This is a genomic window from Propioniciclava sp. LT432 (assembly GCF_059515965.1).
Window position 1 is genome coordinate 103,193 of the sequence record NZ_JCAKNE010000009.1, and the last position, 23,719, is coordinate 126,911.

The following is a 23,719-nucleotide window of genomic DNA, read 5'->3' on the forward strand; positions in this document are numbered from 1 at the left end:
GGAAAGGCTCGTGGAGCCCCGCCAAGTCGTCATCATCGGTACCGGTAATCGTGGACTTGATGTCTACGCCCGCTACGCCGCCCAGCACCCCGACGAAGTGCACGTCGTGGCCATCGCCGAGAAGCGCCCCGACCGGCGCGAAGCCGCACGCGTGCTGCTCGGGCTCGACCCCCAGCATTGCTTCTCGGATTGGCGGGAGCTGGTTGGTCGCCCGCGCCTGGCCGAGGGCCTGATCCTCGCGGTCACCGAGGACGAGCGGGTCGATCCGCTCACGTGGGCCGTCGGGGCCGGCTACCAGGTGCTGACCGAGAAGCCCATCGCCCGGACCCCCGAGGACCTGCAGGTCATCGATGACGCCATCCGTACCGCGGGCGCCAGGGTCATGGTTGCGCACGTGTTGCGTTACCAGCCGTTCTTCATGAAGGTGCGTGAGGTGGTGGCGTCCGGACAGCTCGGCCGCATCGTTCACATCCAGCACACCGAGGGCATCGGCTACCGCCACTTCACCCATTCCTACGTGCGGGGCAACTTCAGGAACGCGGAGCTGGGCTCGCCGCTGATCATGGCCAAGAACTCCCACGACCTCGACCTTCTCGTGTGGTTCGCGGGGGCGCCGGCGGAGTCGGTCTACTCGAGAGGTTCACTTTCGGAGTTCCGACCCGAGAATGCGCCGGCCGGCAGCACGACCCGGTGCACCGACGGGTGCGCGGTCGCCGACACCTGCCCGTTCAACGCGACCCGCATCTACATCGACGAGCCGGGGCGCTCCCGGACGTGGCCGGCCTCCATGGTCAGCCTCGATCCTGATCCCGAGGTGCGCCGCGCGGCCTTGGCCGGCGGCCCGTACGGCCGTTGCGTCTATCGGTGCGACAACACCACCGTCGACCACCAGTCCACGGTGATCGGGTTCGCCAACGGCGTGGACGCCACCCTGATCGCGTCCGGCTTCACCACCGAGGACACGCGCACGCTCCGCATCTTCGGCACCGCCGGCGAGCTCGAGGGCCACATGGCGTCCGGCACGGTGCGGGTGAAGACGTTCCCGACGGCCACCTCAGGGCTCTCCGAGGTCGGGGTGGGCAGCTACATCGAGCACCGCACAGGTGCGGTCTCGGGTCACGAGTCCGGCGACGAGGGGGCGATCCGCGCCTTCCTCGCCATGCTCGGTAGCGACCAGGAGCCGGCCACGGACTGGCACACCTCGGCCGAGAGCCACTGGATCGCCTTCGCGGCTGAGCAGTCCCGCCACACCGGCGCACGCGTCGACGTGGCCACCGTGAAGGGAGACCGCGCGTGATCACTCTGGACGAGCGGGTCCGCGTCTTTGGGACCCGGGCCGAGATGGGCCGCGTCGCGGCGTCCGACATAGCCGACGAGATCCGTTCCCGCCTCGCCGGGCAGGAGCGCGTCCGCATGGTCTTCGCCGCGGCGCCCAGCCAGTCCGAGGTGCTGGACGCCCTGGTGGCGGCAGATGGCATCGACTGGGGCCGGGTGGACGCCTTCCACATGGACGAGTACCTGGGCCTCGACGCCGGGGCGTCCGAACGCTTCGCCTCATGGCTGCGGCGGCACCTGTTCGACCGGCTGCCGTTCGGGTCGGTCCACGTGATCGAGGCCGACGGCGACACGGACGCGGCGGTCGCCGCCTACGCCGCGGCTCTGGCGGAGGCCCCGATCGACGTGGTGTGCTGCGGCATCGGGGTGAATGGCCACATCGCCTTCAACGACCCGCCCGTCGCCGACTTCGACGATCCGCTCGACGTGAAGGTGGTCGCGCTGGACGCCGTGTGCCGCCAACAGCAGGTGGACGACGACTGCTTCTCCACCCTGGCTGACGTTCCCCTCCGTGCCGTCACCCTGACGATCCCGCGCCTGTTGCGAGCCGACAAGCTGTTCTGCGTGGTTCCGGGGTCGGCGAAGGCGGACGCCGTCCGCGCGACCCTCACCGAACCGCTGTCCACCCGGTGGCCCTCCACCGTGCTGAGGAACCACCCGGGCTGCCGGTTCTACTTCGACCGCGACTCTGCAGCGACGCTGGGATGACCCCCGCCGTCGTCGAGGGACGCCACCCCCAGGGGGGTCGCGTCCGCGTCACTCTCGAGCGGGACCGCATCGCGGAGGTCGAGCGTTTCCCCGGGTCGGACCTCGGCCCGTGGCTGTTGCCCGGCCTGGTCGACCTGCAGGTGAATGGGTACGGCGGTCACGACGTGAACGGGGCGGACGTCACGCCCGACAGCGTGGCCGCCATGGTGGACGCCCTCGCCCGGGAGGGGACCACCACGGTCGTCCCGACGGTGATCACCGGATCCGCCGAGGACATCTGCCGCTCGCTCGCGGCGATCGCCGAGGCCGTGGCGTCCGACAGGGCCGTGGCCGCCGCCGTGCCGTACGTGCACGTCGAGGGCCCCCACCTGAGCGACCAGGACGGGCCCCGCGGCGCCCACGACCTCGCACACATCCGGCCACCCTCGCTCGACGAGTTCCACACATGGCAGCAAGCCGCACACGGCCTGGTCGGAATGGTGACTCTCTCCCCGCACTCCGACGGCACCGCGCGCTACGTCCGCGCTCTGGTGGAGGAGGGGGTGCGTGTGTCCCTCGGGCACACCCACGCCAGCGGCGGCCAGATCACTGCGGCAGTGCAGGCGGGCGCAGCCTTCTCCACCCACCTCGGGAACGGGATCCAAGTGATGCTCCCGCGCCATCCCAACGCCATCTGGACACAGCTCGCAGAGGACCGCCTCACCGCCGGCTTCATCGCCGACGGACACCACCTGCCCGACGACACCCTCCGAGCCATGATCCGGGCCAAGGGGATCGAACGGTCCTTCGTGGTTTCCGACAGCGTGGAACTGGCCGGCATGGCGCCCGGACGGTACAGCACCCCGGTCGGTGGCGAGGTGGAGCTTCATACGGACGGTCGTCTCAATGTTGCGGACCAGCCCTACCTCGCTGGCGCGGCATTGAGCCTGCGACACGCGCTGCCCACCCTCCTCCGCGCGGGGTTCCCCCTGGCGGATGCGGTTCGACTGGCGGCGGAGAATCCTGGACGAGTGGCCGGCCGGGGTGGCTCCCTCGCAGTCGGTGATCGGGGCGATTTCGTCTTGATGGACCTGACGGATGGGGACCCTCACCTGGATGGGGTCTGGCGAGGTGGTCGACCCGTGGATCTCGGGGCTGGCTGACGGGGAGGGCCCGGTGCGGACGGTCCGCCGCGGCCCGTCCTGAGTGGACGAGGTGCGCGGCGGAATGCCGATCCCTGTGTATGAGGGACATCCGGGGAAGCTGTCCTGTGGACAGTGGTTGCGGAGCGCCTCGACGGTGGCAGGCTGGGGGCACACCCCTACGAGGAGCACACACCCCATGCGAATCTTCGTCCGGCGATTCATTCCGCTCATCGCGTTGTCCGCACTGGCTGGCTGCGCGCCTGCGCAGCAGCCCGTCGTCGCCCCCACTCCGTCGGTTCCTGTCTGCACGCCGTTGGACGGCAGCACCCCGTTCCCTTGCACACAGGCCGACTTCGAATCCCTGTCTGAGCAACGCAAGTTGTACGAGGAGGCGGAGGCGGTGCTGGAGCGGTTCCACACCGAGTTGCAGCGGCAGGAGGCCGATTGGCGCTTGCGCGAGATCACGCCCGAGTTCGAGGCCACAACCACCGGCAAGTTCAGGGAGCTTAGTCTCCAGTTGATCGACGCAGACCGTCGAGACGAAGCGCGGCGGGTCAATGATCCAGCTGTGATTGCCTGGGTCAGGCCGCACCCCCTCGACTCGCGGGATGGTTCGATCGCCACCCTGCGGGCTTGTCTCGATGCGACTCAGACCGAATACGTCACGAAGACCGCCCCTGTTCCAACGACCGGAGCGGCCTACGAGTTCAACTACTACTTCGCCCGCGAAGGCCAAGCACTCAAGATCACTTCCTCGTCTTTTGATCGGGTAGCGGCATGCTGAAGAAGCTGACGATGTTGTCCTTACTCGCTATCGTCGCGGTCTTCAACTCACCCAGCGCCATGGCGGATGGCGTGGCTTCCTATGCCAATGGGCGGACGACCGAGGTCGTGTACAACTCCTCACAGGAAGTGGACGCGCCCAGCGCTGGTGGGCAAACCGTGAGGTCGTCCGAGATCACTGCGGGTTCTAGCCAGTCGCTCAAGAGGGGCTCTGGCGGCCCCGCTGCCGTTCCGCTCCCTGAGGAGGAGCCGCGCCAGAATCGGACGCCGACGTTGTATTACCGGGCGTTCCTGCCGGAATGTTGGGATGGCGGTATCGAGTTGGAGGAGTGTCTTCCTGAGATGCCGGGTGCGACGGCTGCGCCGGGAGGGTCGTCGGTTGAGCCGGTTCCGCCCACGCGGGCGCAGGTGGAGGCGGTGGTTCGTACGTTGGTGGCGCGGTTGAGGCTGCCGGACGCAGTCCCTCAGGTCGGCCCGGATCCGTCGGTGAACGAGTGGAACATGGCGGTCGTGGGGCATCCGCTGTGGTTGTGGGTGGATGGTCCCACCCAGATGACGACGAACGTCTCCGGCTATGGGGTGACGATTCGGATGGATGCCCGTCGTTCGGGGGTGTCGTTCGCGATGGGTGACGGGTCGGTGGTGAGCTGCACGGCCACGACCCCGTACACCGCGGCCGTTGAGCCGGGCATGCCGTCGCCGTCGTGTGGTCACACGTATGCGAAGGCGTCCCTGCCGGAGGGCTCCTTTCGGGTGACGGCGACGGCTCATTGGGTGATCCGTTGGTCGGCGGTTGGCTTCTCGGGCACGATCCCGCTCGACATCGCCGATTCCCGTGACCTGCCCGTGGGTGAACTCCAAGCGGTCGTCGTCCGCTGAGTTGCGAACTGGACTCAACCTCCCAGCTTCACCGATCGGCGCGCTCGGCGTCCTGTCTGATCTCGCGGCCCTCGGCGACGGCCTCGTCGTGCTTCTGTTGCTTCTTGAGCGCGGCCTTCTCGTCGCGCAACGGCAGCTGGATCGTCTCCTCGGCGGCGATCCCGGCCTGGAGTTCGCGACCGCGTTCAAGCTCGGCGTCCAACTCGGCCCCGAACAGCAGGACTGTGTTGATGATGTAGAGCCAGAACAGGAAGATGATGACTCCCGCCAGCGTCCCGTACGTCCTGTCATAGGCACCGAAGTTGGCGACGTAGAACCCGAACGCCACCGACGCGATGCCGGCGGTCACGATCGCGACGACCGCGCCGACGCTCAGCCACCGGAACTTGGGCTGCCGCACGTTCGGCGTTCCCCAGTAGAGCAGCGCGACGAGCAGCACGACCAGCCCGACGAGCACCGGCCACTTGAGGAATTCGAAGACCCGGACCGCCAGGTCGCCCACCCCGATCGCATCGCCCAAGGACTGGGCCAGCGGGCCCGACACCGTGATCAGCACGAGGATCACCGCGATGACCACCAGGGTGCCGGCGGTGAGCGCGTACTGGTTGAGGTTGAGGCGGACGAAGCCACGTCCCTCGGGCACCTCGTAGATGGTGTTCATCGCGCGGCCGAAGGCCTTCACGTAGTTCGAGGCGGTCCAGATGGCGATGAGGATGCCGAGGACCAGGCCGAGACCCGGGGCGGGGGCCCGCAGGATCGAGTCCATGGCCGGCAGGATCACGTCGAGCGCGTCCACGGGAATGGCGCCGCGCTGCTGCAGGTCGAGGATGAGGTTGCGGATCAGGTTGCCGCTCTGCCCCAACAAGCTCAGGATCGAGACCAGGGCCACCACGGCGGGGAAGATCGACAGCACGGTGTAGTAGGTGAGCGCAGCAGCGGCGTCCGACAGCTTGTCCTCGCCGAACTCACGCACGGCGCTCTTGAGCACGTAGCCCCAGTTGGGCGGGGTGATGTCGGTGGGGCTGTCTGGCTTGCGGGGGTCGTCAACGGGGGGCGCCGAGCGCGGCACATCCTCTTCCGCTCGGTCGTGGGAGCCGTCACCGGGTCGGTGGTTCACGGCGTTCCTCCTTGCCATCGGGTGCTGGGTCACGACCACTAGCTACCCACGACGGCTGCTCCCACTCACTCGCGTTGACGTGCCGTGGCCGAGGGCGGGGCGTGATCCCCGAGAACTCGGACGCCGACGCCTCAGCCCGGCAGGTCGGCGAGGATCTCCCTCGCGGCGCGGCGTCCGGAGATGAGGGCACCTTGGATGGAGGCGTGGGCGCGATGATCGCCGGCCACGTACAGGCCGTCGGCCACGCGCGACGGACTGCCGTGCCGGCGAGGATCGGCGACGGCGGGCAGTGACTGGGGGATCACGTGCCGGGCCACCAGACGCCAGCCCGCCGTGGGGCGTCCGTACACGACGCCCAGCTGGGCACGCACGTCGGACTCGGGTGCCTCCTCCAGCGTCACCGCGGAGATCAGATGCCGGCCCGGAGGGGCGTACGAAGGGCTGACGTTGCTGATCACCGCCGTGTTGATGACGGGTCGGACGCCGGGGTGCACGTGCAGCATCATCGAGTCCGTCGGCGCCTCCTCGGCGGCGAACCACCAAGTCACGCAGCCGCGCATGGGAACGGCGGGGATCCCCGCCAGCCGGGACGCCGTCGCGGGGTCTGCGGCGACCAACACCATCCGGGCGCTGCGCACACCCCCGGACGCCGCCACGCGCCAGCCGTCGGTGGTGCGCTCGAGCGCCTCCACGGCTTCGCTCAGGGCGATCCGCTCCCGTACCGGCGCGGCCAGCTGGGCGGGCAGTGCACCCATCCCCTGGGCGGGCAACCCGGGAGTGCCGAGCGCGAAGTAGCGCACCATCCACCGGACGAAGGACGCGGGGGTGGCGCCGCTGGCGTCCAGCAACACCCCGGTCAGGAAGGGATCCAGCAGCTCCGTGCGGAGCGCGCCGGTGACGCCGGCGGCGTCCAACGACGAGTCCAACCGCTCGGGGCGGTCCGGCGCGGCCAGCCAACGCACCAGGCCGCCCACCGCCCGCGGATCGCGCCACGGCCCGGCGAGGAGCGCGGGCAGGTGGCGCGGGTGCCGGGTGGGGTCCGCGACGACCGCGAGCCCGTCGCTCCTGCGCACGGCCACGCCGCGGCCGAACGGATGCAGGTCCAGACGGTCGAGGTCCACCTCGGCGCGCACCGCGGGGTAGGCGGGGTTCAGGAGCTGGAAACCCCGGTCGACGCGGAACCCGTCGACCAGGTCCGTCCGGACGCGACCGCCCACCTCGTCCGACGCTTCGAGCACCAGCACGGACGGGCGGGGGCCCGAACCCGGCCCCACGAGGTGCCGGGCCGCGGCCAGGCCCGCCAGTCCCGCTCCGATGATGATGACGTCGTGGTCCACGAGACAGGTCCTCTCGGTCGACGGATGCCTGGGGTCATGCTAGTGCCGGCCAGTGCGTCACTAACCGGCGTGCCTCACCAACCGGTGCTGCCGGGCACACCCTTGAAGGGGCCCACCACGCCCGAGGTGACCCAGCCCCCGTAGAAGCCACCCGGCTGCGGGACGACCCGTTCACCGTCCACGAAGCAGGCGTCCATCGCCCCGGCGTACAACGCAACGTGGTCGACGAGCGCAGCGAACGGCTCGGTGGGGTGCGGGTAGTACCAAGCGGCGGACGCCGCGGTGCGGCCCCCGCCGGTCACGTCGAGGTAGCGGGCGGCTCCCTTCCACTCGCAGACGGACGAGCCGGAACCCGGGGTCAGGGAGCCCTCGACGAAGTCGGTCCGAGGCAGGTAGTAGGTCGGGGGGTGGCTGGTCTCCAGCACCTGCCAGGACTCCGACGTGCGACAGATCACCTCCCCGCCGAGGACGACCTCGATGGGCAGGGAACAGCGGCGCAGGACGGGCGGGCGTGGGTAGTCCCACACCGACTCCTGACCCGGTCCCGTCGGGTCCGGCCTCGGACGGCTCACCATGGGCCCACGATAGTCGAGGAGGGTCGTGGGGCAGGGGAGAACGCCGTCGGCCTCACTCGCCCAAGTGCCGCACGAAGCTGACCGTGGCCGCTGCGATCTGCTCCCGCGCCCGATCGCGCTCGATCGTGGGGGTGCCGTCCCCGGGTTGGGGGCCGTAGTCACCGAAGAAGGCGTGGATGCCCCCGTCGATCTCCGTGAACACGGTGGACGGCGGGAGCCTGTCGCGGGAGGCGGCGACATCGTCCGGAGTGGCCAGGCCGTCGCGGCTGCCGGACACCGACAGGACCGCGGCCCGCAGCGAGGTGCTCAGGTCACCGGCCGGGTAGGACGCGTACAGGAGCAGGCCCGCCACGGGTGACCCGGCGTCCGTGTCGCTGCGCTCTGCCTGCAGGGACGCCACGGTTCCGCCCAGCGAGTGGCCCCCGACGATCCACCGGCCCGGCTGGGGCTGAACGGCCCGGGCGTCGAGGGCGTCCATCGACAGGAACGCGATGCCCACGGGGGGCTTGGCGATGACCACCACGTTCCCGGCCTCGGCCACGGGACGAAGGATGGCGGCATAGGCACGCGGATCGACTCGCGCGCCGGGCTGGAAGAACAGCCCGACGCGGCCGGGTCCCTGGGCCGGGACGAGCATGATTCTGGTCGGCGACTCGACGACGGTGACACGGTCGTCCGATCGGAGCGCGGTCAGGGCCGGCTCCACCGCCGAGAAGGGCCGCAGCCAGGCCACCAACGCGATCCAGGCCACTGCAGCCACGAGCAGGGCGGCGTGGAGCAGGCGACCGACCCACGGCGTCCGGCGTGCTTCTGGACGACCGGGCCGCGGCGTCCGGCGTCCGTGTCGACGACCGCTCCGCCAGAGCGCCGACGCCGACCCGAGCAGCGTGACCGCCAGGACCACGGCGTAGTCCGGGTGGCCGTGCACCATGGCGTCCCACCCGGTGGCGCCCGCCCAGCCGACGACCAGGACGCCGGACGCGCCGAGCGCGAGCAGGGCCCATCGCTCCCCACCGCGGGACGGGGACGACGCGGGGCTGCTCCCCGGAGCGGGATCGTCGATCACGTCGGCAACTGTGGCACGCGGTGGGACGGGAGCAAAACTTTGCACAAACATTCGACAAAGGTGCATCCAAGGGACGGCCAACTCCGGAATCCACTCATGAAGGCGACATCCGGTCGCCGGAGCATCGTGATCGAAAGGAACCAGCCATGCGCACTCGAGTCCTCCCCCTGGCCGCAGCCCTCGCCGCTGCCTCCGCCGTCTCGCTGGCCCCGATGGCCCACGCCGCCGACAACGCCACCGTGTACGTGCTGCACGGCGTCCCGGGCGCGACCGTGGACGTCTACGTCAACGGGGACGCCACCCTCACCAACTTCACCCCGGGGACGCTCACCGACGCGCTCAGCCTGCCCGCGGGCGAGTACGACCTCAAGGTCACCGCCCCCGGCGCGGGTGCCGGCGGTGCGGCCATCATCGAGGCGAATGACGTGGCCGTCCCCGCGGGCGCCAACGTCACGGTCGTCGCGCACTTGGACGCCTCCGGCAAGCCGACCCTCACGCCGTTCGTCAACGACGTCACCAAGACCGAGGCCGGGAAGGGCCGGCTCACCGTCCGCCACACGGCCGCGGCTCCGGCCGTCGACGTCCGGGCGAACGGTGCGGTCGCGTTCGCGAACGTGACGAACCCGAACGAGGTGAAGGCGGACCTGCCGGCCGGGACCATCTCGGCAGACGTCGTGCTCGCCGGCACCGGGACGGTCGCCATCGGCCCGGCCGACGTCCCCGTCGCCGAGGGCGCCAACACCATCGTGTACGCGTGGGGCTCGGCGGCCGACAGCAACTTGGCCTTCGCGGTGCAGAAGCTGGACGGACTGCACTCCTCGCCGTCGGGCGTCCCGACGGGTTCGGCCCCGATGTCCGACCCGATGCTGCGGCTCTGGGGTGCGGTCGGCCTGGGCGCCGCGGCTGCGGCCACCGTGGCCCTCGGCACCCGTCGCCCGGAGGCCGTCCGGCGGTGACGGACGTCCGCACGCCGGTGAGGGTGGCCACCGCCGTGGTGGCCGCCCTCGCCGTCGGGGGCGCGGCGTGGGGGATCGGCGGGTGGTGGGGGTCGCCCCAAGCTCCGCGGGGCGACGCGTTCGCCCAGTCGTCGGCACCACCCACGCCGGCACCACCCACGCCGGCACCACCCACGCCAGCCTCCCCCACGCCAGCCACCACGCAGGGCGCCGACCGGGACGCACCGAATGTCCGCAGTGCTGACCTGTCCTCCCTCCCGGTCCCCGACCGGGGGAGCGCGCCCACCCGCGTGGCCGTGCCCGGCGCCGGCATCGACCTCCCCGTCGATCCGACCGGAGTCGACGACGACGGCGCCATGCGGATTCCCACGGGCTCCCGCGTCGCGGCCTGGTACCGCTACGGGCCAGGCGCCGGTGCCGAGTCGGGTGCCGCGGTCGTCGCGGCGCACGTCTCCTCGCGCGAGGACGGCCGGGGGCCCTTCGCCCGCCTCGCCGCGCTCCAGCCGGGCGCGCGGGTGGAGCTGACGACCGAGGGCGGCGTGGTCGCCTACGAGGTGGTCACCGTCGAGCAGGTCGCCAAGCTGTCCCTGGACACCGCGAGCCTGTTCGACCGGACCGGGGTGCACCGCGTCCACCTGGTCACGTGCGGCGGCCGGTACGACGCGGAGCGCAACTCCTATGAGGACAACGTGGTGGTTGTCGCGCGCGTGGTGCGGTGACAGGATCGTCGTCGTGCACCCCGAGGACGACGTCGGCCACCGGCTCCGCGCCGGCGACGAGGACGCCCTGGCCGAGGCCTACCGCCGCTGGGGCACCCTCGTCCATTCGTTGGCCGTGCGGTCACTCAGGGACCACCACGAGGCCGAGGACGTCACCCAGCAGGTCTTCGTCTCCGCTTGGCAGGGCCGGCACACGCTGCGTCCTGAGGCGGGGCCGGTGGCGAGTTGGCTGGTGGGGATCACCCGGCACCGCATCGCCGACGCGCACGAGCGGCGGGCCGGCCAGCGCCGCCGGATCGAGATGGTCGGGGCCCAGCCCGACGCTCCGGACGCCGCGCACGAGGCGTCCGTCGTCGACCAGGTGGTGGTGGCGGACGCCCTCCGCTCGCTGGGCGAGCCCCGGGGCACCATCATCCGACTGTCGGTGATGGAGGGGCACAGCCACCAGGAGATCAGCAGCCGGCTCGACCTGCCGCTGGGTACGGTGAAGAGCCACGCACGGCGGGGTCTGCTGGCCCTGCGCGAACGACTCAGGGAGGTGCATGATGCAGCATCCTGACGCAGAACTTCTCGCCGCGGTCGCGCTGGGCGAGGAACCGGACGCCGACGTGGGCGACCACGTCGCCGTCTGCCCGATGTGCCGCAGCGAGCTCGCCGACCTGGCCCGGACGGTGGAGGCGATCAAGGCGGACGCCCCCCTCGTGGCCCCGCCCCCCGAGGTGTGGGAAGCGGTGCGCGTCGCCATCGCCCCGGCGGGCCCTGCCGGGGCCCCGGCATCGGCGGTCGTCCCGGCGGGCTCTCCGTCCCCGGCGGGGTCTCCGATCACCACGGACCGCCTCGTCCCTCGCCGGACCCTCATCGGCTGGCTGGCCGCCGCGGCCCTGGCCGGCGCGGCGGCCGGGGCGGGGGCGACGTGGCTGCTCACCAGGCCCGACGCGACTCCCGAGCCGGACGCCGGCGTCGAGCCCGAGGCGTCCGTCGACCTGACCACCCTCGACACCCGTGAGGTGCTCGGCAGGGCGAGTGTCCGGGACACCGCCCGCGGGGTGACCCTGGCCGTTCGCACGCAGCCGTTCGATCCGGGCGACGGCTACCTCGAGGTGTGGCTGATCAATCGTGACCTGACCCGGATGGTGTCGGTGGGGGTCCTCCCGCCCGGTGTCCCGGAGCAGGACTTCCCGATCGCCCGGCGCCTGTTGGACGAGGGGTACGTGGTCGTCGACATCTCGCGCGAGGCGCTCGACGAGCGCCCGGAGCACTCGGGCGACAGCGTCGTGCGGGGGGAATTGCCCCTCTGACCGGGACGGGGCTCGCGTCGCCGGCGCGGTCGATACTGTGGGGGTGGCGCGCCGCGTCAGCGACCACGCTGCCCCGGGGTGAGGGGCTGCGGTGACCCGCCAGAAGGAGACCGTCATGGCGATGAAGCAGTGGTTCCGGCGTCCGATCGCGTGGACCAGCACGCTCACGGCCGCGACCGCCGTGTCGGGTTCGCTGGCCACCGATCCGCGGTCGGCCTGGTACGAGGCGCTGGACAAGCCGCGGTGGCAACCCCCCGGCTGGTTGTTCCCCGTCGTCTGGACGGCCCTGTTCGCGAGCATCGCGGTCACGAGCGCCAAGGTGGTCGAGGACCTCGAGGCCGAGAAGGCCGCGTCCGACGCCGACCGGTACCGCACCGCCCTCGTGGCGAACCTGCTCCTCAACCAGGGCTGGAGTTGGGTGTTCTTCAAGGCCCACAAGCTGGGCCCGGCGACGGTGGTCGCCGGTCTGCTGGCCGCCAGCTCGTGGGATCTGGCACGCCGCGCAGGGCAGACCGGGAACGGCCGGTTGCTCGCCCTGGTGCCCTACGCGGCGTGGTGCAGCTTCGCGACGGTCCTCACCGGGGAGATCCGTCGCCGGAACCCCTGATCAGGCCACCGGCTCCCGCTCCTGGGGTTCGTCGGAGACGACCCGGCGGGGCGAGGTGCCGGTCTGGGTGTCCGCGGCGCTTCCCGGCTGGCTCCGGCGCGGCCACCAGAACGCGTCGCCGAGCAGGATGGCGATGGCGGGAACGAGCACCGTCCGCACGAGCAGCGTGTCGAGCAGGACGCCGACGCCGATGACCACGCCGATCTGGGCGAGCACGACCAGGGGCAGCACGCCGAGCACCGCGAACACGGCGGCCAGCAGGATGCCCGCGCTCGTGATGACGCCACCGGTGGCCGTGAGGGCTCGGAGCATGCCGCGCTTGCTGCCGTACGTCCGACCCTCCTCCCTGGCCCGGGTGACCAGGAAGATGTTGTAGTCGATGCCCAGCGCCACGAGGAAGAGGAAGGTCAGCAGGGGCACGCTGGAGTCGAGCCGCTCGAAGCCGAGGACCTGGACGAACAACACCCAGGAGGCGCCTAGCGCTGCCACGTACGTCCCGAGCACGGTCGCGACGAGCACGATCGGCGCCACGAGCGAGCGCAGCAGGATGATCAGGATGCCGAGCACCAGGGCGAGGATGAGCGGGATGATCGTGCGCTGGTCCTGGGCCGCGCCGTCCCGGCTGTCGACGGCCTGGGCCTCGGTTCCGCCCACGAAGGTGGGCTCGAGGCCGTCGAACGCCGCCCTCAGGTCGCGCACCACCTGCCGCGCCTCATCGCTGCCCGGCTCGGGCTCGAGGACGACCCGCACCTGGGTGAGCTCGTCCGCCGTCCCGGCCACGCTGGCCGACACGACGCCGGGCACGCCCTCGGCGATCTCGACCACGCGCGCGCCATCGTCCTCGGTGATGACGAGGGCGGGGTCGGACTGGCCTGCGGGGAACGACTCGCCGAGGCGTTCCAGCGCGACGATGGCTTCCGGCTTCCGCAGGAACTGGTCGGACGGGCCCAGCCCGGTCTCGATGCGGAACACGCCGGAACCCAGGACCGCGAGCAGCGCGAGGCTCGCCACGACGAAGGCGATGGGACGACGCGCCACCTGCGTACCGACCCGCGCCCACACCGACCGGCCGCTGTCCACGAGCGCTGCGTCACCCACGCGGGGGATCAGGGGCCAGAACACCCAGCGTCCGAAGAGGACGAGCACCGACGGCAGCACGACGAGGGCGTACCCGGCCGCGATGACGATGCCGACCGCGCTGGCGAGACCGAGGCCGCGGGTGGCCGGGAACACCGACAGCAGCAGGGTCAGGACGCCCAGCACGACGGTGGACGCGCTCGTGAGCACGGCCTCGCCGGAGTGGCGCAGTGCGGTGCGCATCGCCTGGAAGCGGTCCGCGGTACTGCGCAGTTCGTCGCGGTAACGCGAGATGAGCAGCAGGGCGTAGTTGGTGCCCGCGCCGAAGACCAGCACCGACAGGACGCCGATGGTGGACTCGTCCCACGGCACGCCGGTCAGGCGCAGGGTGTGGGTGGCCACGATCGCGGCGAGCCGGTCGGCGAGGCCGACGACGACCAGCGGGATGATCCACAGCACCGGGCTGCGGTAGGTCAGCAGCAGGAGGATGGCGACCACCGCGGCGGTGGCGCCCAGCAGCCGGAAGTTCGCGCCGGTGAAGACGGCGCCCAGGTCAGCGCGGATGCCGGCGGGTCCGGTCACCTGCACGTCGACGCCGTCGGCGGCCTCGTCGCGGAGCTCGGTGCGTAGGGCATCGACAGCGTCGCGGTTCGCGGTGGCGGAGTCAGCCTCGACGCTGATGGTGCCGAAGGCGGCCGTGCCGTCCTCGCTCACGATCGGCAGCGGCGGGACGCCGGCCGGCGGGCCAGCAGGGGTGCCAGCAGGGACGCCGGCAGGGGGCCCAGCCGGGGCGCCGGCGTCCGGACCGGTCACGCCGGGCGGCGGACCCGCGGGGATGGCGTCCGCCGGGAGGCGGCTGAGGAGCGACTCGCGGGCGGCCGCGACCTGCTCGTCGGTCAGCTTCGAACCGTCGGACGACGTCCACAGGATCAGGGCCGTGGCGTCACCCTCCTGGGGGAACCGCTCGGACAGTTCGACCACGCGCGTGCTGTCGAAGCCCTGGGCGAGGGAGTCGGTCGGTGAGGCGTCGCGTTCGGCCTCCGGGACGGCGCCGATGACGAGGCCGGCGAGAAGGATGAAGAAGAGCGCGACGAGCCACGACCGCCGGCGCCTGATGTAGAGGGAAGGGAGGGACATGGTTCTCCTGGCTCGGTGGTGGAGAGGGCGGTGGTGGGCGAGAGCGGTGGTGGGGAGAGGGGTCAGTCGGCGGACTCGAGCGCGGCCAGCGCCTCGAGCCGATCGTTCAGGCAGGAGGTGAGGAAGCGAAGGAACGCGCCGACGGCGCGGAGCTCGTCGGCGGTGAGGGCCTTGAGGTACTCGTTGCTGTCGTCCATGAGGGGCCGCATCAGCGTCATGATCCGCGTCCAGCCCAAGGAGGTTGCCTCCAGCGTCACCTGGCGACGGTCGACCTCGCCGCGGTGCCGCACCACGTAGCCGGCGCGCTCGAGTCGGTCGACCAGGGCGGACGTCGTGGCCGCGGACGTGCCCAGCGCAGCCCCGAGATCGGACAGGGTGACGGCCTTGTCGCGCGGCATTTGGAGCAGCGTGGACAGGGCGCGGTAGTCGGTCGCGTTGAGCCCGAGCAGGCGGCCCAACTCGCGCTCCAGTTCGTTGGACTTGGAGATGATCGCCTGCATCACAAACGCCTCCGAGAGGTGGGCCTGAGCCATGGGTTCGCCTTTCGCCGGGACTACCCCAGCGTAAACTCAAAACTCTTATAAAGTCAAACACGTTTGACTAACGCCCCGGGGTGAGTCAGGGCGTGGCGTCGCCCGGGGGTTGGTGACCCGTTGACCAGTCCGCCGTGTAGAGGAGTTCAGCGCGCCTGGTGTCGTCGACAAGGCGGCCCAACATCTCCTGGGCGGTTCGCGCCCGCAGGAGCGCGTAGTGGTCCAGCGAGTTGAGGGGAGCGATGCCCGCCACCTGCCAGATGCGTTGGTCCATCGCGGGCGACAGCTCGATGCCGGGCGGCCACGTGAGGTCGACGAACTCGCTCACCCGGGCAAGGGTGGCCCGCACGAGCGCCTCGGCCGCCACCAGGGCATCAGGGGTGGACGCGTCGGTCGCCAAGTCCGGCAGTGTGCGCACCTCGGCGCGGGGGAAGGGCGCGTCCTCCAGCCAGCGGACGACCTCGAACCGGTCGGTCCCGGTCGCGAGCAGGGAGATCGCGCCGCCCTTGCGTTCCACCGCGGTGATGCGGGCCACGGTTCCCGCGCCGAAGCGGGCATCGCCGCCGCCCACCTCGGAGCCGCGTTCGATCAGGACGACCCCGAACTCGGGCTCCTCCTGGCCAAGCACCGCCTGCAGCAACGCGAGGTAGCGCGGCTCGAAGACCCGCAGGCTCAGTGGCATGCCGGGGAGCAGAACCGATCCCAGGGGGAACATGGCGAGTTCGCGGGACATGCCCTCGGGGTCGGGCACGTCAGGAGTGATGTCCATGGCCACCTCCGGTCGGGTCGGCGGACGGCGAGGTCCCACAGTACGTCCTCTCGGGCCGCCGGCGCGCCGAGGGGGCATGGGCCGGGTCCCCCTCACGCGGGGGTGATCACGTCCTGGTAGAGCCCGTTGACGATGGGGAGGACGCGGTCGGTGAGGGCGGCTCGCTTCAGCTTCAGGGTGGGGGTGAGGAACCCGCTGCGTTCGCTGGTGTCGGCGAGCAGCACGGCGAAGCGACGCACCTGCTCGGGGCGCGACAGCGAGGCGTTGGCGGCACTCACCACCTTCTCGATCGCGGCGACCAGCCGGGAGTCCTCGATGCGCGTGACGCCCCCGTCGTCGGGCAGCCGCAGACCGGACAGGTCGGCGATCCTCTGGGCGGTGGCCCACTCCCTGAGGGATTCCGGGTCGAGCAGGACGAGGCCGCCGAGGTACGGCTTCCCCTCGCCGACGATGACCGCGTGGGCGACCAGCGGATCTGCCTCGACCTGCCTCTCCCACGCCGCGGGTGAGATCGTCTTGCCCCCGGAGGTGACGATGACGTCCTTGAGGCGGCCACGCAGGACGAGGCGCCCGGATTCGTCCCATTCGCCCAGGTCGCCGGTGCGGAACCAGCCGTCGACGAACGCGGCGTCCGTGTCGGCCCGGTGGCGGTACCCGGAGCACACGCCCACTCCGCGGGCCAGCACCTCGCCCTCGGCGGAGATGCGCACCTCCGTGCCCGGGAGGGGAACCCCGACCGTGCCCGACCGGATGGCGCCCGGCAGGTTCGCCGTGAGGGGCGCGGTGGTCTCGGTGAGCCCGTAGCCCTCGATGACCGGCACGCCCACACCCCGGAAGAACAGGGACAGGTCGGCATCGAGCGCGGCGGCTCCGGAGAGGAGGTAATTGATGCGGCCGCCCATGAGCGTCCGGAGCCGGGCGAAGAACAGGCGGTCGAACATGGCGTGCCGCAACCGAAGTCGCGGGCTCGCGCGGGCCGTGGGGTCGGCGTCCCGCTCCTCGCAGTGACGCCCCCAAGCAATGGCCGTGCGTTGCGCCACCTCCCACACCGCACCCAGGCGTTTCTTCACCGCCGCCGCAGCGGCGGCGGCCTGGATCTTCTGCAACACCCGCGGCACCACGACGAGGAAGGTCGGGCGCAGGGCACCGAGGGCGGGCACGACATCCCGCGGGTCGGAGAGGTGCGCGATCCGCATCCCCTTGGCGAGGCAGATCAGCTGCAGGGCCCGCGCGAGGACGTGCGCCAACGGCAGGAAGATGATGGTGTTGCCGTCCTCCCGGACCACGTCGGTGTAGACGGACGCCACGCTGAGGACCTTGCCCACGAGATCCCCGTGGGTGATCAGGGCGCCCTTGGGGGCCGCGGTGGTCCCGGACGTGTACACGATCGTCGCGACGGCGTCCGGTCCGGCGAGGAGGCGGCGTTGCTCCACGACCTCGTCGAGGACGTGGACGCCGAGAGCGACCAGGGACGCCAGGTCGGATCCCTCGGTGGGGTCCATGGTCCACACACCGAGGGTCGCGAGCCCGCCGGCCTCCCCGGCGTTCGTGAGCAGCGATGCGTGCTCGGCACCCCCGCCGATCGCCAGGCGGACGCACGCGTCAGCGAGGATGGCCGTGACCTGCGGCTGGGCAGAGGTCTCGTACACCGGCACCACGACCGCGCCGGCGTACCAGCCGGCCAGGTCGACGAGCGCCCACTCGTAGCGGGTCGGGGACATCACGGCGATCGCATCACCGGGCTCGATCCCCGCCGCGATGAAGCCCTTCGCGAGGGCCCGCACGTCGGCCTCGAACTCGGCGGTCGTGACCGGACGCCAGCCCGCGGCGTCCGCTTCGCGTTGCCGCACCTCGAACGCGACGTGGCCGGGCGCCTGTCGGGCGCGGAGGGCCAGCAGGTCGGTCGCGTTGCGGGGATCGGCTTCCGCGGGGGTGTGCAGGGGGTGGGCGTGGGTGGCTGACATCGGGCTCCGTCGCTGGTGGGGACCACTCAAGAGTACACAAGAAGATTTGATTATCAAATAGATTTGAGCGATACTAGGTCCCGCCGCACCTTGAGAGGACCACCGATGAAACCCCAGGACCGCACAGCGCTGATCGCCCTCCCCCTCGTCGTGCTACTCGGGGGATTGGTCGCCCTGGCCGGCAGCCAGGGAGGTGCACGCATCGGAGGCGTCCCCCTGTACGCGGTGGCCGTCGGCGCCGCGTTCGTGATCCAGTGGCTCGTTTTCATCCCCTCGTTCATGGCTCAGACGGAGCGGTTCTTCGACCTCACCGGCAGCCTCACATACACCACGATCAGCGTGTTGCTCCTGCTCATCACCCCGGGGCTGGACGCGCGCGCCATGCTGCTCGCGGCCATGGTCATCATCTGGGCGCTGCGGCTCGGGACGTTCCTGTTCCGGCGGGTCAGCCGGGCCGGCAGTGACGACCGCTTCGACGACCTCAAGCCCTCGCTGGTGCGGTTCCTGAACGTGTGGACGATCCAGGGGCTCTGGGTGACCGTGACGGCCGCCGCCGCCTGGGTCGGCATCACCACCGACACCAGGGTCGCGCTCGACGGGTTCGCCCTGGTGGGTGTGCTCGTGTGGCTGGCAGGTTTCGGGCTCGAGGTCGTCGCGGACCTGCAGAAGAGTCGCTTCAACGCGGCTCCGGAGAACAAGGGCCGGTTCATCGCGACCGGACTGTGGGCCACGTCCCGCCACCCCAACTACTTCGGCGAGATCCTCCTGTGGGCGGGTGTTGCGATCGTCGCCCTGCCCGTCCTGCGGGGATGGCAGTACATCGCGCTCCTCTCGCCCGTGTTCGTCACCCTCCTCCTGACCAGCGTCAGCGGCGTCCCGCTGCTGGAGAAGAAGGCCGACGCCAAGTGGGGCGGACAGGCCGACTACGAGGCGTACAAGAAGGCCACCCCGGTCCTCGTCCCCAAGGTGGGACGCCGGGGGTGAACCCTTGGCGTCCGGACGCGAGAGGCCGACGGTCAGGCGGCCGTCAGGCCGGCGTCCGGACCGCGTGGTGCAGGGCCACCACGCCGTTGCGGAAGCGCCTCACGTCGAGCAGGTCGAGGTCGAGCCGGACGCCGCGGGGCAACGCCGGCTTGCCGCCGCCCACGAGCACGGGGCACACGAGGAGGACGCACTCGTCGACCAGCCCGTGCTGAAAGGCCTCGGCCGCGAGGGTGGGCCCTCCGACGCTGAGGTCGGACTCGCTGGTCGCCTTCAGGTGGCGCACCCAGTCAGGGTCGAAGGCCCGCACGATCGTCGTCCGGTTGGTGGGGGCATCGGCGAGCGTGGAGGAGTGGACGATCTTGTCGGCGTCCCGCCAGATCGCGGCGTAGTCGCGGACGACGGCCGGCTCGTCCGCCAGCCAGTCATCGTCCTCCCAGACGCGCATCGTCTCGTACATGCGGCGTCCGTAGAGGGACGTGCCGATGCGCCGCTCATGCTCGTTCCAGAAGGCGTGCACCTCTTCGTCCGGGACCGACCAGTCGAACGAACCGGCGTCGTCCTCGAGGAATCCGTCGAGTGAGATGTTGGCTGCGTAGATCAGCTTGCCCATCGGGGCCTCCTCCGGAGTGGGGACTCCAGCCTGCGTCCGTGGGGGCCGGGGAGGCAACACCCCTGGGGGTGGCGATCCGTTGGGGCGGCGGTCCGTCGGCGGTGGGGGTTAAGGTCCTCACCATGGAAGCCGCCGGGGGAGTGGACTGATGCTGGGGGTCCGCATCGGGACGTCGGGCTGGAGCTACGACCACTGGGACGGGGTCCTGTACCCGCCCGGCACGCCGCCGCGCGACCGGCTGGCTCGGTACGTCGAGTCCTTCGACACCGTGGAGTTGAACGCCAGCTTCTACCGCTGGCCGCGGGCCGCGTCGTTCGCGAGTTGGCGCAACCGCCTGCCGGCTTGGTTCCAGATGACGGTGAAGGCGCCGCGCGGATTGACCCACGCCAAGCGTCTGTACGAGCCCGAGGTCTGGATCGAGCGCATCCGCACCGCCCTGCACGAGCTGGGTGACAAGCGGGGTCCCCTGTTGATCCAGACCCATCCGGCCCACGAGCGCGACGACGGACGCCTCGGGTATGCGCTGGCCAGGCTTCGCGAGGCCTGTCCCTGGCTGGAGGTGGCGGTCGAGTTGCGGCACCCCAGTTGGCACGTCCCGGACGTGTGGCGGTTGCTGGAGCACCACGGGGCGGCCTATGTCGTGATGAGCGGCGCGCGCCTGCCGTGCCACTTGGTGGCGACGGCTCCCCTGGTCTACGTCCGATGGCACGGGCCGAGTACTGATTGGCTGTACGCCGGTTCCTATCCGGACGCCGACCTGGCCTGGTGGGCCGACCGGATCCGCGAGTGGCGCGATGGAGGCCACCACGTGCTGGGTTACTTCAACAACGACGGCGAGGGCAACGCCGTGCGCAACGCGTGGCGGATCAAGGAATTCTTGGGTTGAGGGCGCCGTCGATTCCGGTCTGTGGAGAACTCTTGCGCGTGCGCCTCGCCCTGTGGACAGTTCGCAGGGGGTCGCAGACGGGTGGCAAGCTGGGGGCAACCCCCCAACGAGGAGCACCCCCATGCCCGTCTTCGTTCGTCTCGTCAGCACGCTCGCCGCGTTCCTGGTCCTGGCCGGTTGTACGCCGACTCAGCCGTCACCTGGTGTGTCCACTCCGATGCCCACTGTTCCCGTCTGTACCCCACTCGAGGGTGGGACGTCGTTCCCTTGCACTGAGGCCGACTACGAGTCGTTGGCCGAGCAGAGGGAACTGTATGAAGAGGCCGAAGCGGTCTTTCTGCGGTATCGCGCCGAGCTCAAGCGGCAGGATGTTGACTGGCGCCTACGCGAGATGACACCAGAGTTCGAGGCGACGACGACAGGGCTCTTCAGGGGCTACGTTGAGCAATTCATCGACCAGGACAGAGCCGACGAAGCCAGACGGGTGAGTGAACCGGCAGACGTCAGTTGGGTGAAGCCAGTCTTGGGGGAATCGCGCCCCGGATCCGTGGCCGCGCTCCGCGTTTGCGTCGATGCGACGGCAGAGAAGTATCTGACCAAGGATGCGAGCGCGCCCTCGCCTGGAGTTGTGACGGAGCACACCTACTTCCTTGGCCGCAGCGAGGGCAAGTTGAGATTGGTTGACTCGTCCAGTGAGCGGGTCTCGACGTGTTGAGGAAGTCAGCAGGAATTCTCGTCGCGACCGCCGTCCTCGGTCTGGGAACTGCCACAGCATTTGGCGCAGAGCCAACACCGTTGATCTCTGACCGTGGTGCTGAGTTGAAGGTGGCGACGACGATTGGCTCGAAACGATCGGGTCAGACCGGTAACGGCTCGCTCAGCGCGGAAACGGACCACACCCTGCGCAAGGCACCCGCTGCCGGAGTCCCTGCCCCGGTGCCTGAGGATGAGCCGCGCGGGAATCGGACGCCGACGTTGTATTACCGGGCGTTCCTGCCGGAATGTTGGGATGGCGGTATCGAGTTGGAGGAGTGTCTTCCGGCGGCGGCGGGTGCGACGGCTGCTCCGGGAGTGCCGTCGGTTGAGCCGGTTCCACCCACGCGGGCGCAGGTGGAGGCGGTGGTCCGCACGCTGGTGGCACGGTTGAGGCTGCCGGACGCAGTCCCTCAGGTCGGCCCGGATCCGTCGGTGAACGAGTGGAACATGGCTGTCGTGGGGCATCCGCTGTGGTTGTGGGTGGACGGTCCGACCCAGATGACCACGAACGTGTCCGGTTATGGGGTGACGATTCGGATGGATGCCCGTCGTTCGGGGGTGTCGTTCGCGATGGGTGACGGGTCGGTGGTGAGCTGCACGGCCACGACCCCGTACACCGCGGCCGTCGAGCCGGGCATGCCGTCGCCGACGTGTGGTCACACGTATGCGAAGGCGTCACTCCCGGAGGGCTCCTTCCGGGTGACGGCGACGGCTCATTGGGTGATCCGTTGGTCGGCGGTTGGCTTCTCGGGCACGATCCCGCTCGACATCGCCGATTCCCGTGACCTGCCCGTGGGTGAACTCCAAGCGGTCGTCGTCCGCTGAACCCGATATTCGCCGGGCCACTCCCGCGGAGCCCCGCCGTGTGAGGGTTGACCGCCAGCGACCCCTACACTGCGACCAGAGGAGCGCAGCGTTGACAGCAGAGGGCCACCACTGGATCGGTCACCACCGTGACTCGCGTGAGTACCGTCGGATCCTGATCGGGCTCGGCGCGGCCGGGGTGGCGACGTTCGCGCAACTCCACTCCCCGCAAGCCCTGCTCACCGTGCTGAGTGCAGACCTCCACGCCGCGCCCAGCGACGTCGCCCTCGCGGTCTCGCTCGCCATGCTCGGCGTCGCCCTCGCGGTCGTCCCCTGGTCGTGGGCGGCCGACCGCTTCGGACGCCTCACCGCCATGCGTGCGGCCATCGCCGCGTCGGCCATCCTGGGCGTCCTGACCGCGTTCAGCCCGAGCCTCGACTTCCTCCTGGCCACGCGCTTCCTCGAGGGACTGGCCCTCGGCGGACTCCCCGCCCTCGCCGTCACCTACCTCCATGACGAGATCGACGCGCGGTTCACGGCGTCCGCCGCGGCCGTGTACATCGCCGGCACATCGATCGGTGGCATGAGCGGACGCCTCGTGGCCGGCTTCGTCGCCGGACTCTGGGGCTGGCGTCCGGGACTCGCCGTCGTCGCCCTCCTGTGCGTCGGCGCCGCTGCGGCGTTCTTCGCCCTCATGCCTCCCGCGCGAGGTCACGTCGCCCGCAGGGCGTCCATCGCGGACGTCAGCCGCGGGGTGCTGGCGTCCCTCCGGGACCCCGGAATCGTGACCCTCTACCTCACCGCGTTCACCCTCTTCGGCGGCTTCGTGGCGGTGTACAACTACCTCGCGTTCCGCTTGGAAGGCCCCGGCTACGGGCTTCCGACGACCGTCGTGTCCTGGCTCTTCGTGTCCTACTTGGCCGGCACGCTCAGCGCAGCATGGGTCGGACGCCTCGTGCCGCGGTTCGGCCGCTACCGCACGCTCGTCGGGTCCACGCTGGTCATGGCGTCCGGGCTGGGGATCATGCTCGCGAGCCCCGTGCCCGTCATCATCCTCGGCCTCCTGATCTTCACCGCCGGCTTCTTCGGCGCCCACGCGGTGGCGTCCGCCTGGGTGGGACACCGCGCGCCACCAAACGCGCGTGCCCAGGCGACGGCCCTGTACAACGTCTTCTACTACTCGGGGTCCGCCGTCGTCGGCTGGGCGGTCGGGTTCGCCTGGATGGCCTTCGGCTGGATCGGTGTCGTCGTCCCCGTCGCGGTCGGGTGCGCGATCGCCCTCGTGGCGGCCGGCGTGACGGCTGCCGCCCGGCGGGCGTCCGACACGCGCGGCGACGCACCGCGTCCGTCATAGTGAGGCGCATGGCCCGCACCCGAGCGGCCGGCCGCCTCGTGCGGCGGGGGCCAGATCCTCGCGGCGGCGATCGTCGGCTTCGTGCAGCGTGATCGCCGCTGGCCGTGGTGGAGCCTGTGGGCGGCGTTCATCCTGTTGCTGACCATGCGATACGACAACGGCCAAGGGCGCGCCATCGGGGTGTTCGCGTTCGGCGGCTTCACCGACGAGAAGTCCCTGTGGACGGCCGCGTACCCCCTCGGCGCCCCCGTCCTGATCGCAGCCCTGGTGGTGTCCGAGGTGGTCGGTCACCCACCCCGGGCGCCGAGGAGTCATCCTCCGATCGGATGACCCCCGGTCGG

Annotated in this window: 25 protein-coding genes; 16 read left to right on the forward strand and 9 right to left on the reverse strand. The window is 70.8% G+C overall.

What is annotated here, in order from left to right:
- Positions 1-10: 10 nt before the first annotated feature.
- The 5 genes from AC5YDV_RS06640 (at position 11) to AC5YDV_RS06660 (ending at position 4,829) form a co-directional block, all read left to right on the forward strand.
- Positions 11-1,297, forward strand: coding sequence for a Gfo/Idh/MocA family protein (locus tag AC5YDV_RS06640; RefSeq protein ID WP_496183752.1), 1,287 nt, complete (start codon positions 11-13; stop codon positions 1,295-1,297).
- Positions 1,294-2,043: a 6-phosphogluconolactonase gene (locus AC5YDV_RS06645; RefSeq protein WP_496183753.1), complete on the forward strand. Its 750-nt coding sequence runs from the start codon at positions 1,294-1,296 to the stop codon at positions 2,041-2,043. The genes AC5YDV_RS06640 and AC5YDV_RS06645 overlap by 4 nt, the downstream gene beginning before the upstream one ends.
- Complete coding sequence (locus AC5YDV_RS06650) at positions 2,040-3,185, forward strand: N-acetylglucosamine-6-phosphate deacetylase (protein ID WP_496183754.1); 1,146 nt, start codon at positions 2,040-2,042, stop codon at positions 3,183-3,185. Before AC5YDV_RS06645 ends, AC5YDV_RS06650 begins: the two co-directional genes overlap by 4 nt.
- Positions 3,186-3,363: 178 nt before the next feature.
- Positions 3,364-3,951, forward strand: a complete 588-nt coding sequence (locus AC5YDV_RS06655; protein WP_496183755.1) for a hypothetical protein — start codon at positions 3,364-3,366, stop codon at positions 3,949-3,951.
- Positions 3,952-4,367: 416 nt separating this feature from the next.
- A complete protein-coding gene (locus AC5YDV_RS06660) occupies positions 4,368-4,829 on the forward strand; it encodes a hypothetical protein (protein ID WP_496183756.1) in 462 nt (153 codons plus the stop codon).
- Positions 4,830-4,857: 28 nt separating this feature from the next.
- Here AC5YDV_RS06660 and AC5YDV_RS06665 read toward each other — a convergent pair whose 3' ends face one another.
- The 4 genes from AC5YDV_RS06665 to AC5YDV_RS06680 all read right to left on the reverse strand — a co-directional run bounded on the left by AC5YDV_RS06665 (position 4,858) and on the right by AC5YDV_RS06680 (position 8,924).
- On the reverse strand, positions 4,858-5,946 hold the full coding sequence (locus tag AC5YDV_RS06665) for a YihY/virulence factor BrkB family protein (protein ID WP_496183757.1): 1,089 nt from the start codon (positions 5,944-5,946) through the stop codon (positions 4,858-4,860).
- A 131-nt stretch (positions 5,947-6,077) separates the two neighbouring features.
- Positions 6,078-7,283, reverse strand: coding sequence for an NAD(P)/FAD-dependent oxidoreductase (locus AC5YDV_RS06670; protein ID WP_496183758.1), 1,206 nt, complete (start codon positions 7,281-7,283; stop codon positions 6,078-6,080).
- A gap of 74 nt (positions 7,284-7,357) precedes the next feature.
- A complete protein-coding gene (locus AC5YDV_RS06675) occupies positions 7,358-7,858 on the reverse strand; it encodes a DUF427 domain-containing protein (RefSeq protein ID WP_496183759.1) in 501 nt (166 codons plus the stop codon).
- Between the two features lie 52 nt (positions 7,859-7,910).
- Positions 7,911-8,924: an alpha/beta hydrolase gene (locus AC5YDV_RS06680; RefSeq protein ID WP_496183760.1), complete on the reverse strand. Its 1,014-nt coding sequence runs from the start codon at positions 8,922-8,924 to the stop codon at positions 7,911-7,913.
- A gap of 146 nt (positions 8,925-9,070) precedes the next feature.
- Here AC5YDV_RS06680 and AC5YDV_RS06685 point away from each other — a divergent pair, with 146 nt between their 5' ends.
- The 5 genes from AC5YDV_RS06685 (at position 9,071) to AC5YDV_RS06705 (ending at position 12,504) form a co-directional block, all read left to right on the forward strand.
- Positions 9,071-9,880, forward strand: a complete 810-nt coding sequence (locus tag AC5YDV_RS06685; protein WP_496183761.1) for a DUF4397 domain-containing protein — start codon at positions 9,071-9,073, stop codon at positions 9,878-9,880.
- Entirely contained in the window at positions 9,877-10,599 is a 723-nt protein-coding gene (locus AC5YDV_RS06690) for a class F sortase (protein WP_496183762.1), read from the forward strand. Before AC5YDV_RS06685 ends, AC5YDV_RS06690 begins: the two co-directional genes overlap by 4 nt.
- Positions 10,600-10,612: 13 nt before the next feature.
- Positions 10,613-11,158, forward strand: coding sequence for an RNA polymerase sigma factor (locus tag AC5YDV_RS06695; protein ID WP_496183763.1), 546 nt, complete (start codon positions 10,613-10,615; stop codon positions 11,156-11,158).
- The gene (locus AC5YDV_RS06700; protein WP_496192442.1) at positions 11,142-11,897 is read left to right on the forward strand and encodes an anti-sigma factor domain-containing protein; all 756 of its coding nucleotides are present in this window, start codon (positions 11,142-11,144) and stop codon (positions 11,895-11,897) included. The genes AC5YDV_RS06695 and AC5YDV_RS06700 overlap by 17 nt, the downstream gene beginning before the upstream one ends.
- A gap of 91 nt (positions 11,898-11,988) precedes the next feature.
- Entirely contained in the window at positions 11,989-12,504 is a 516-nt protein-coding gene (locus AC5YDV_RS06705) for a TspO/MBR family protein (protein WP_496183765.1), read from the forward strand.
- Here AC5YDV_RS06705 and AC5YDV_RS06710 read toward each other — a convergent pair whose 3' ends face one another.
- From AC5YDV_RS06710 to AC5YDV_RS06725, 4 genes are all read right to left on the reverse strand, one after another.
- Positions 12,505-14,718, reverse strand: a complete 2,214-nt coding sequence (locus AC5YDV_RS06710) for an MMPL family transporter (RefSeq protein ID WP_496183766.1) — start codon at positions 14,716-14,718, stop codon at positions 12,505-12,507. It lies immediately after the preceding gene.
- A 62-nt stretch (positions 14,719-14,780) separates the two neighbouring features.
- The gene (locus AC5YDV_RS06715; protein ID WP_496183767.1) at positions 14,781-15,251 is read right to left on the reverse strand and encodes a MarR family winged helix-turn-helix transcriptional regulator; all 471 of its coding nucleotides are present in this window, start codon (positions 15,249-15,251) and stop codon (positions 14,781-14,783) included.
- Positions 15,252-15,336: 85 nt separating this feature from the next.
- On the reverse strand, positions 15,337-16,020 hold the full coding sequence (locus AC5YDV_RS06720) for an LON peptidase substrate-binding domain-containing protein (protein ID WP_496183768.1): 684 nt from the start codon (positions 16,018-16,020) through the stop codon (positions 15,337-15,339).
- Between the two features lie 92 nt (positions 16,021-16,112).
- On the reverse strand, positions 16,113-17,984 hold the full coding sequence (locus AC5YDV_RS06725) for an AMP-dependent synthetase/ligase (protein WP_496183769.1): 1,872 nt from the start codon (positions 17,982-17,984) through the stop codon (positions 16,113-16,115).
- Between the two features lie 105 nt (positions 17,985-18,089).
- Between AC5YDV_RS06725 and AC5YDV_RS06730 the strand changes: the two genes are divergently transcribed.
- A complete protein-coding gene (locus AC5YDV_RS06730; RefSeq protein WP_496183770.1) occupies positions 18,090-18,968 on the forward strand; it encodes a DUF1295 domain-containing protein in 879 nt (292 codons plus the stop codon).
- A gap of 43 nt (positions 18,969-19,011) precedes the next feature.
- Here the strand turns inward: AC5YDV_RS06730 and AC5YDV_RS06735 are convergent, their stop codons facing one another.
- Positions 19,012-19,578, reverse strand: a complete 567-nt coding sequence (locus AC5YDV_RS06735; protein ID WP_496183771.1) for a dihydrofolate reductase family protein — start codon at positions 19,576-19,578, stop codon at positions 19,012-19,014.
- A gap of 148 nt (positions 19,579-19,726) precedes the next feature.
- Here AC5YDV_RS06735 and AC5YDV_RS06740 point away from each other — a divergent pair, with 148 nt between their 5' ends.
- The 5 genes from AC5YDV_RS06740 (at position 19,727) to AC5YDV_RS06760 (ending at position 23,708) form a co-directional block, all read left to right on the forward strand.
- Positions 19,727-20,464 (forward strand): DUF72 domain-containing protein, encoded by a 738-nt coding sequence (locus tag AC5YDV_RS06740; protein ID WP_496183772.1) that lies wholly within the window; start codon positions 19,727-19,729, stop codon positions 20,462-20,464.
- A gap of 121 nt (positions 20,465-20,585) precedes the next feature.
- The gene (locus tag AC5YDV_RS06745; protein ID WP_496183773.1) at positions 20,586-21,179 is read left to right on the forward strand and encodes a hypothetical protein; all 594 of its coding nucleotides are present in this window, start codon (positions 20,586-20,588) and stop codon (positions 21,177-21,179) included.
- A gap of 488 nt (positions 21,180-21,667) precedes the next feature.
- Complete coding sequence (locus AC5YDV_RS06750; RefSeq protein WP_496192443.1) at positions 21,668-22,045, forward strand: hypothetical protein; 378 nt, start codon at positions 21,668-21,670, stop codon at positions 22,043-22,045.
- Positions 22,046-22,136: 91 nt separating this feature from the next.
- Entirely contained in the window at positions 22,137-23,378 is a 1,242-nt protein-coding gene (locus AC5YDV_RS06755) for an MFS transporter (protein ID WP_496183775.1), read from the forward strand.
- An 81-nt stretch (positions 23,379-23,459) separates the two neighbouring features.
- Positions 23,460-23,708 carry a hypothetical protein gene (locus AC5YDV_RS06760; RefSeq protein WP_496183776.1) on the forward strand — a complete coding sequence of 83 codons (249 nt, stop codon included), beginning with the start codon at positions 23,460-23,462 and terminating at the stop codon, positions 23,706-23,708.
- Positions 23,709-23,719 lie beyond the last annotated feature (11 nt).

What these genes read in the sequence shown, in the direction of transcription:
- AC5YDV_RS06720 (WP_496183768.1), bottom strand. Translation starts at nt 16,020, where the DNA reads ATGGACATCACTCCTGACGTGCCCGACCCCGAGGGCATGTCCCGCGAA.
- AC5YDV_RS06675 (WP_496183759.1), bottom strand. Translation starts at nt 7,858, where the DNA reads ATGGTGAGCCGTCCGAGGCCGGACCCGACGGGACCGGGTCAGGAGTCG.
- AC5YDV_RS06725 (WP_496183769.1), bottom strand. Translation starts at nt 17,984, where the DNA reads ATGTCAGCCACCCACGCCCACCCCCTGCACACCCCCGCGGAAGCCGAT.
- AC5YDV_RS06745 (WP_496183773.1), top strand. Translation starts at nt 20,586, where the DNA reads ATGCCCGTCTTCGTTCGTCTCGTCAGCACGCTCGCCGCGTTCCTGGTC.
- AC5YDV_RS06740 (WP_496183772.1), top strand. Translation starts at nt 19,727, where the DNA reads ATGCTGGGGGTCCGCATCGGGACGTCGGGCTGGAGCTACGACCACTGG.
- AC5YDV_RS06735 (WP_496183771.1), bottom strand. Translation starts at nt 19,578, where the DNA reads ATGGGCAAGCTGATCTACGCAGCCAACATCTCACTCGACGGATTCCTC.
- AC5YDV_RS06650 (WP_496183754.1), top strand. Translation starts at nt 2,040, where the DNA reads ATGACCCCCGCCGTCGTCGAGGGACGCCACCCCCAGGGGGGTCGCGTC.
- AC5YDV_RS06730 (WP_496183770.1), top strand. Translation starts at nt 18,090, where the DNA reads ATGAAACCCCAGGACCGCACAGCGCTGATCGCCCTCCCCCTCGTCGTG.
- AC5YDV_RS06685 (WP_496183761.1), top strand. Translation starts at nt 9,071, where the DNA reads ATGCGCACTCGAGTCCTCCCCCTGGCCGCAGCCCTCGCCGCTGCCTCC.
- AC5YDV_RS06750 (WP_496192443.1), top strand. Translation starts at nt 21,668, where the DNA reads ATGGCTGTCGTGGGGCATCCGCTGTGGTTGTGGGTGGACGGTCCGACC.
- AC5YDV_RS06655 (WP_496183755.1), top strand. Translation starts at nt 3,364, where the DNA reads ATGCGAATCTTCGTCCGGCGATTCATTCCGCTCATCGCGTTGTCCGCA.
- AC5YDV_RS06700 (WP_496192442.1), top strand. Translation starts at nt 11,142, where the DNA reads ATGATGCAGCATCCTGACGCAGAACTTCTCGCCGCGGTCGCGCTGGGC.
- AC5YDV_RS06715 (WP_496183767.1), bottom strand. Translation starts at nt 15,251, where the DNA reads ATGGCTCAGGCCCACCTCTCGGAGGCGTTTGTGATGCAGGCGATCATC.
- AC5YDV_RS06710 (WP_496183766.1), bottom strand. Translation starts at nt 14,718, where the DNA reads ATGTCCCTCCCTTCCCTCTACATCAGGCGCCGGCGGTCGTGGCTCGTC.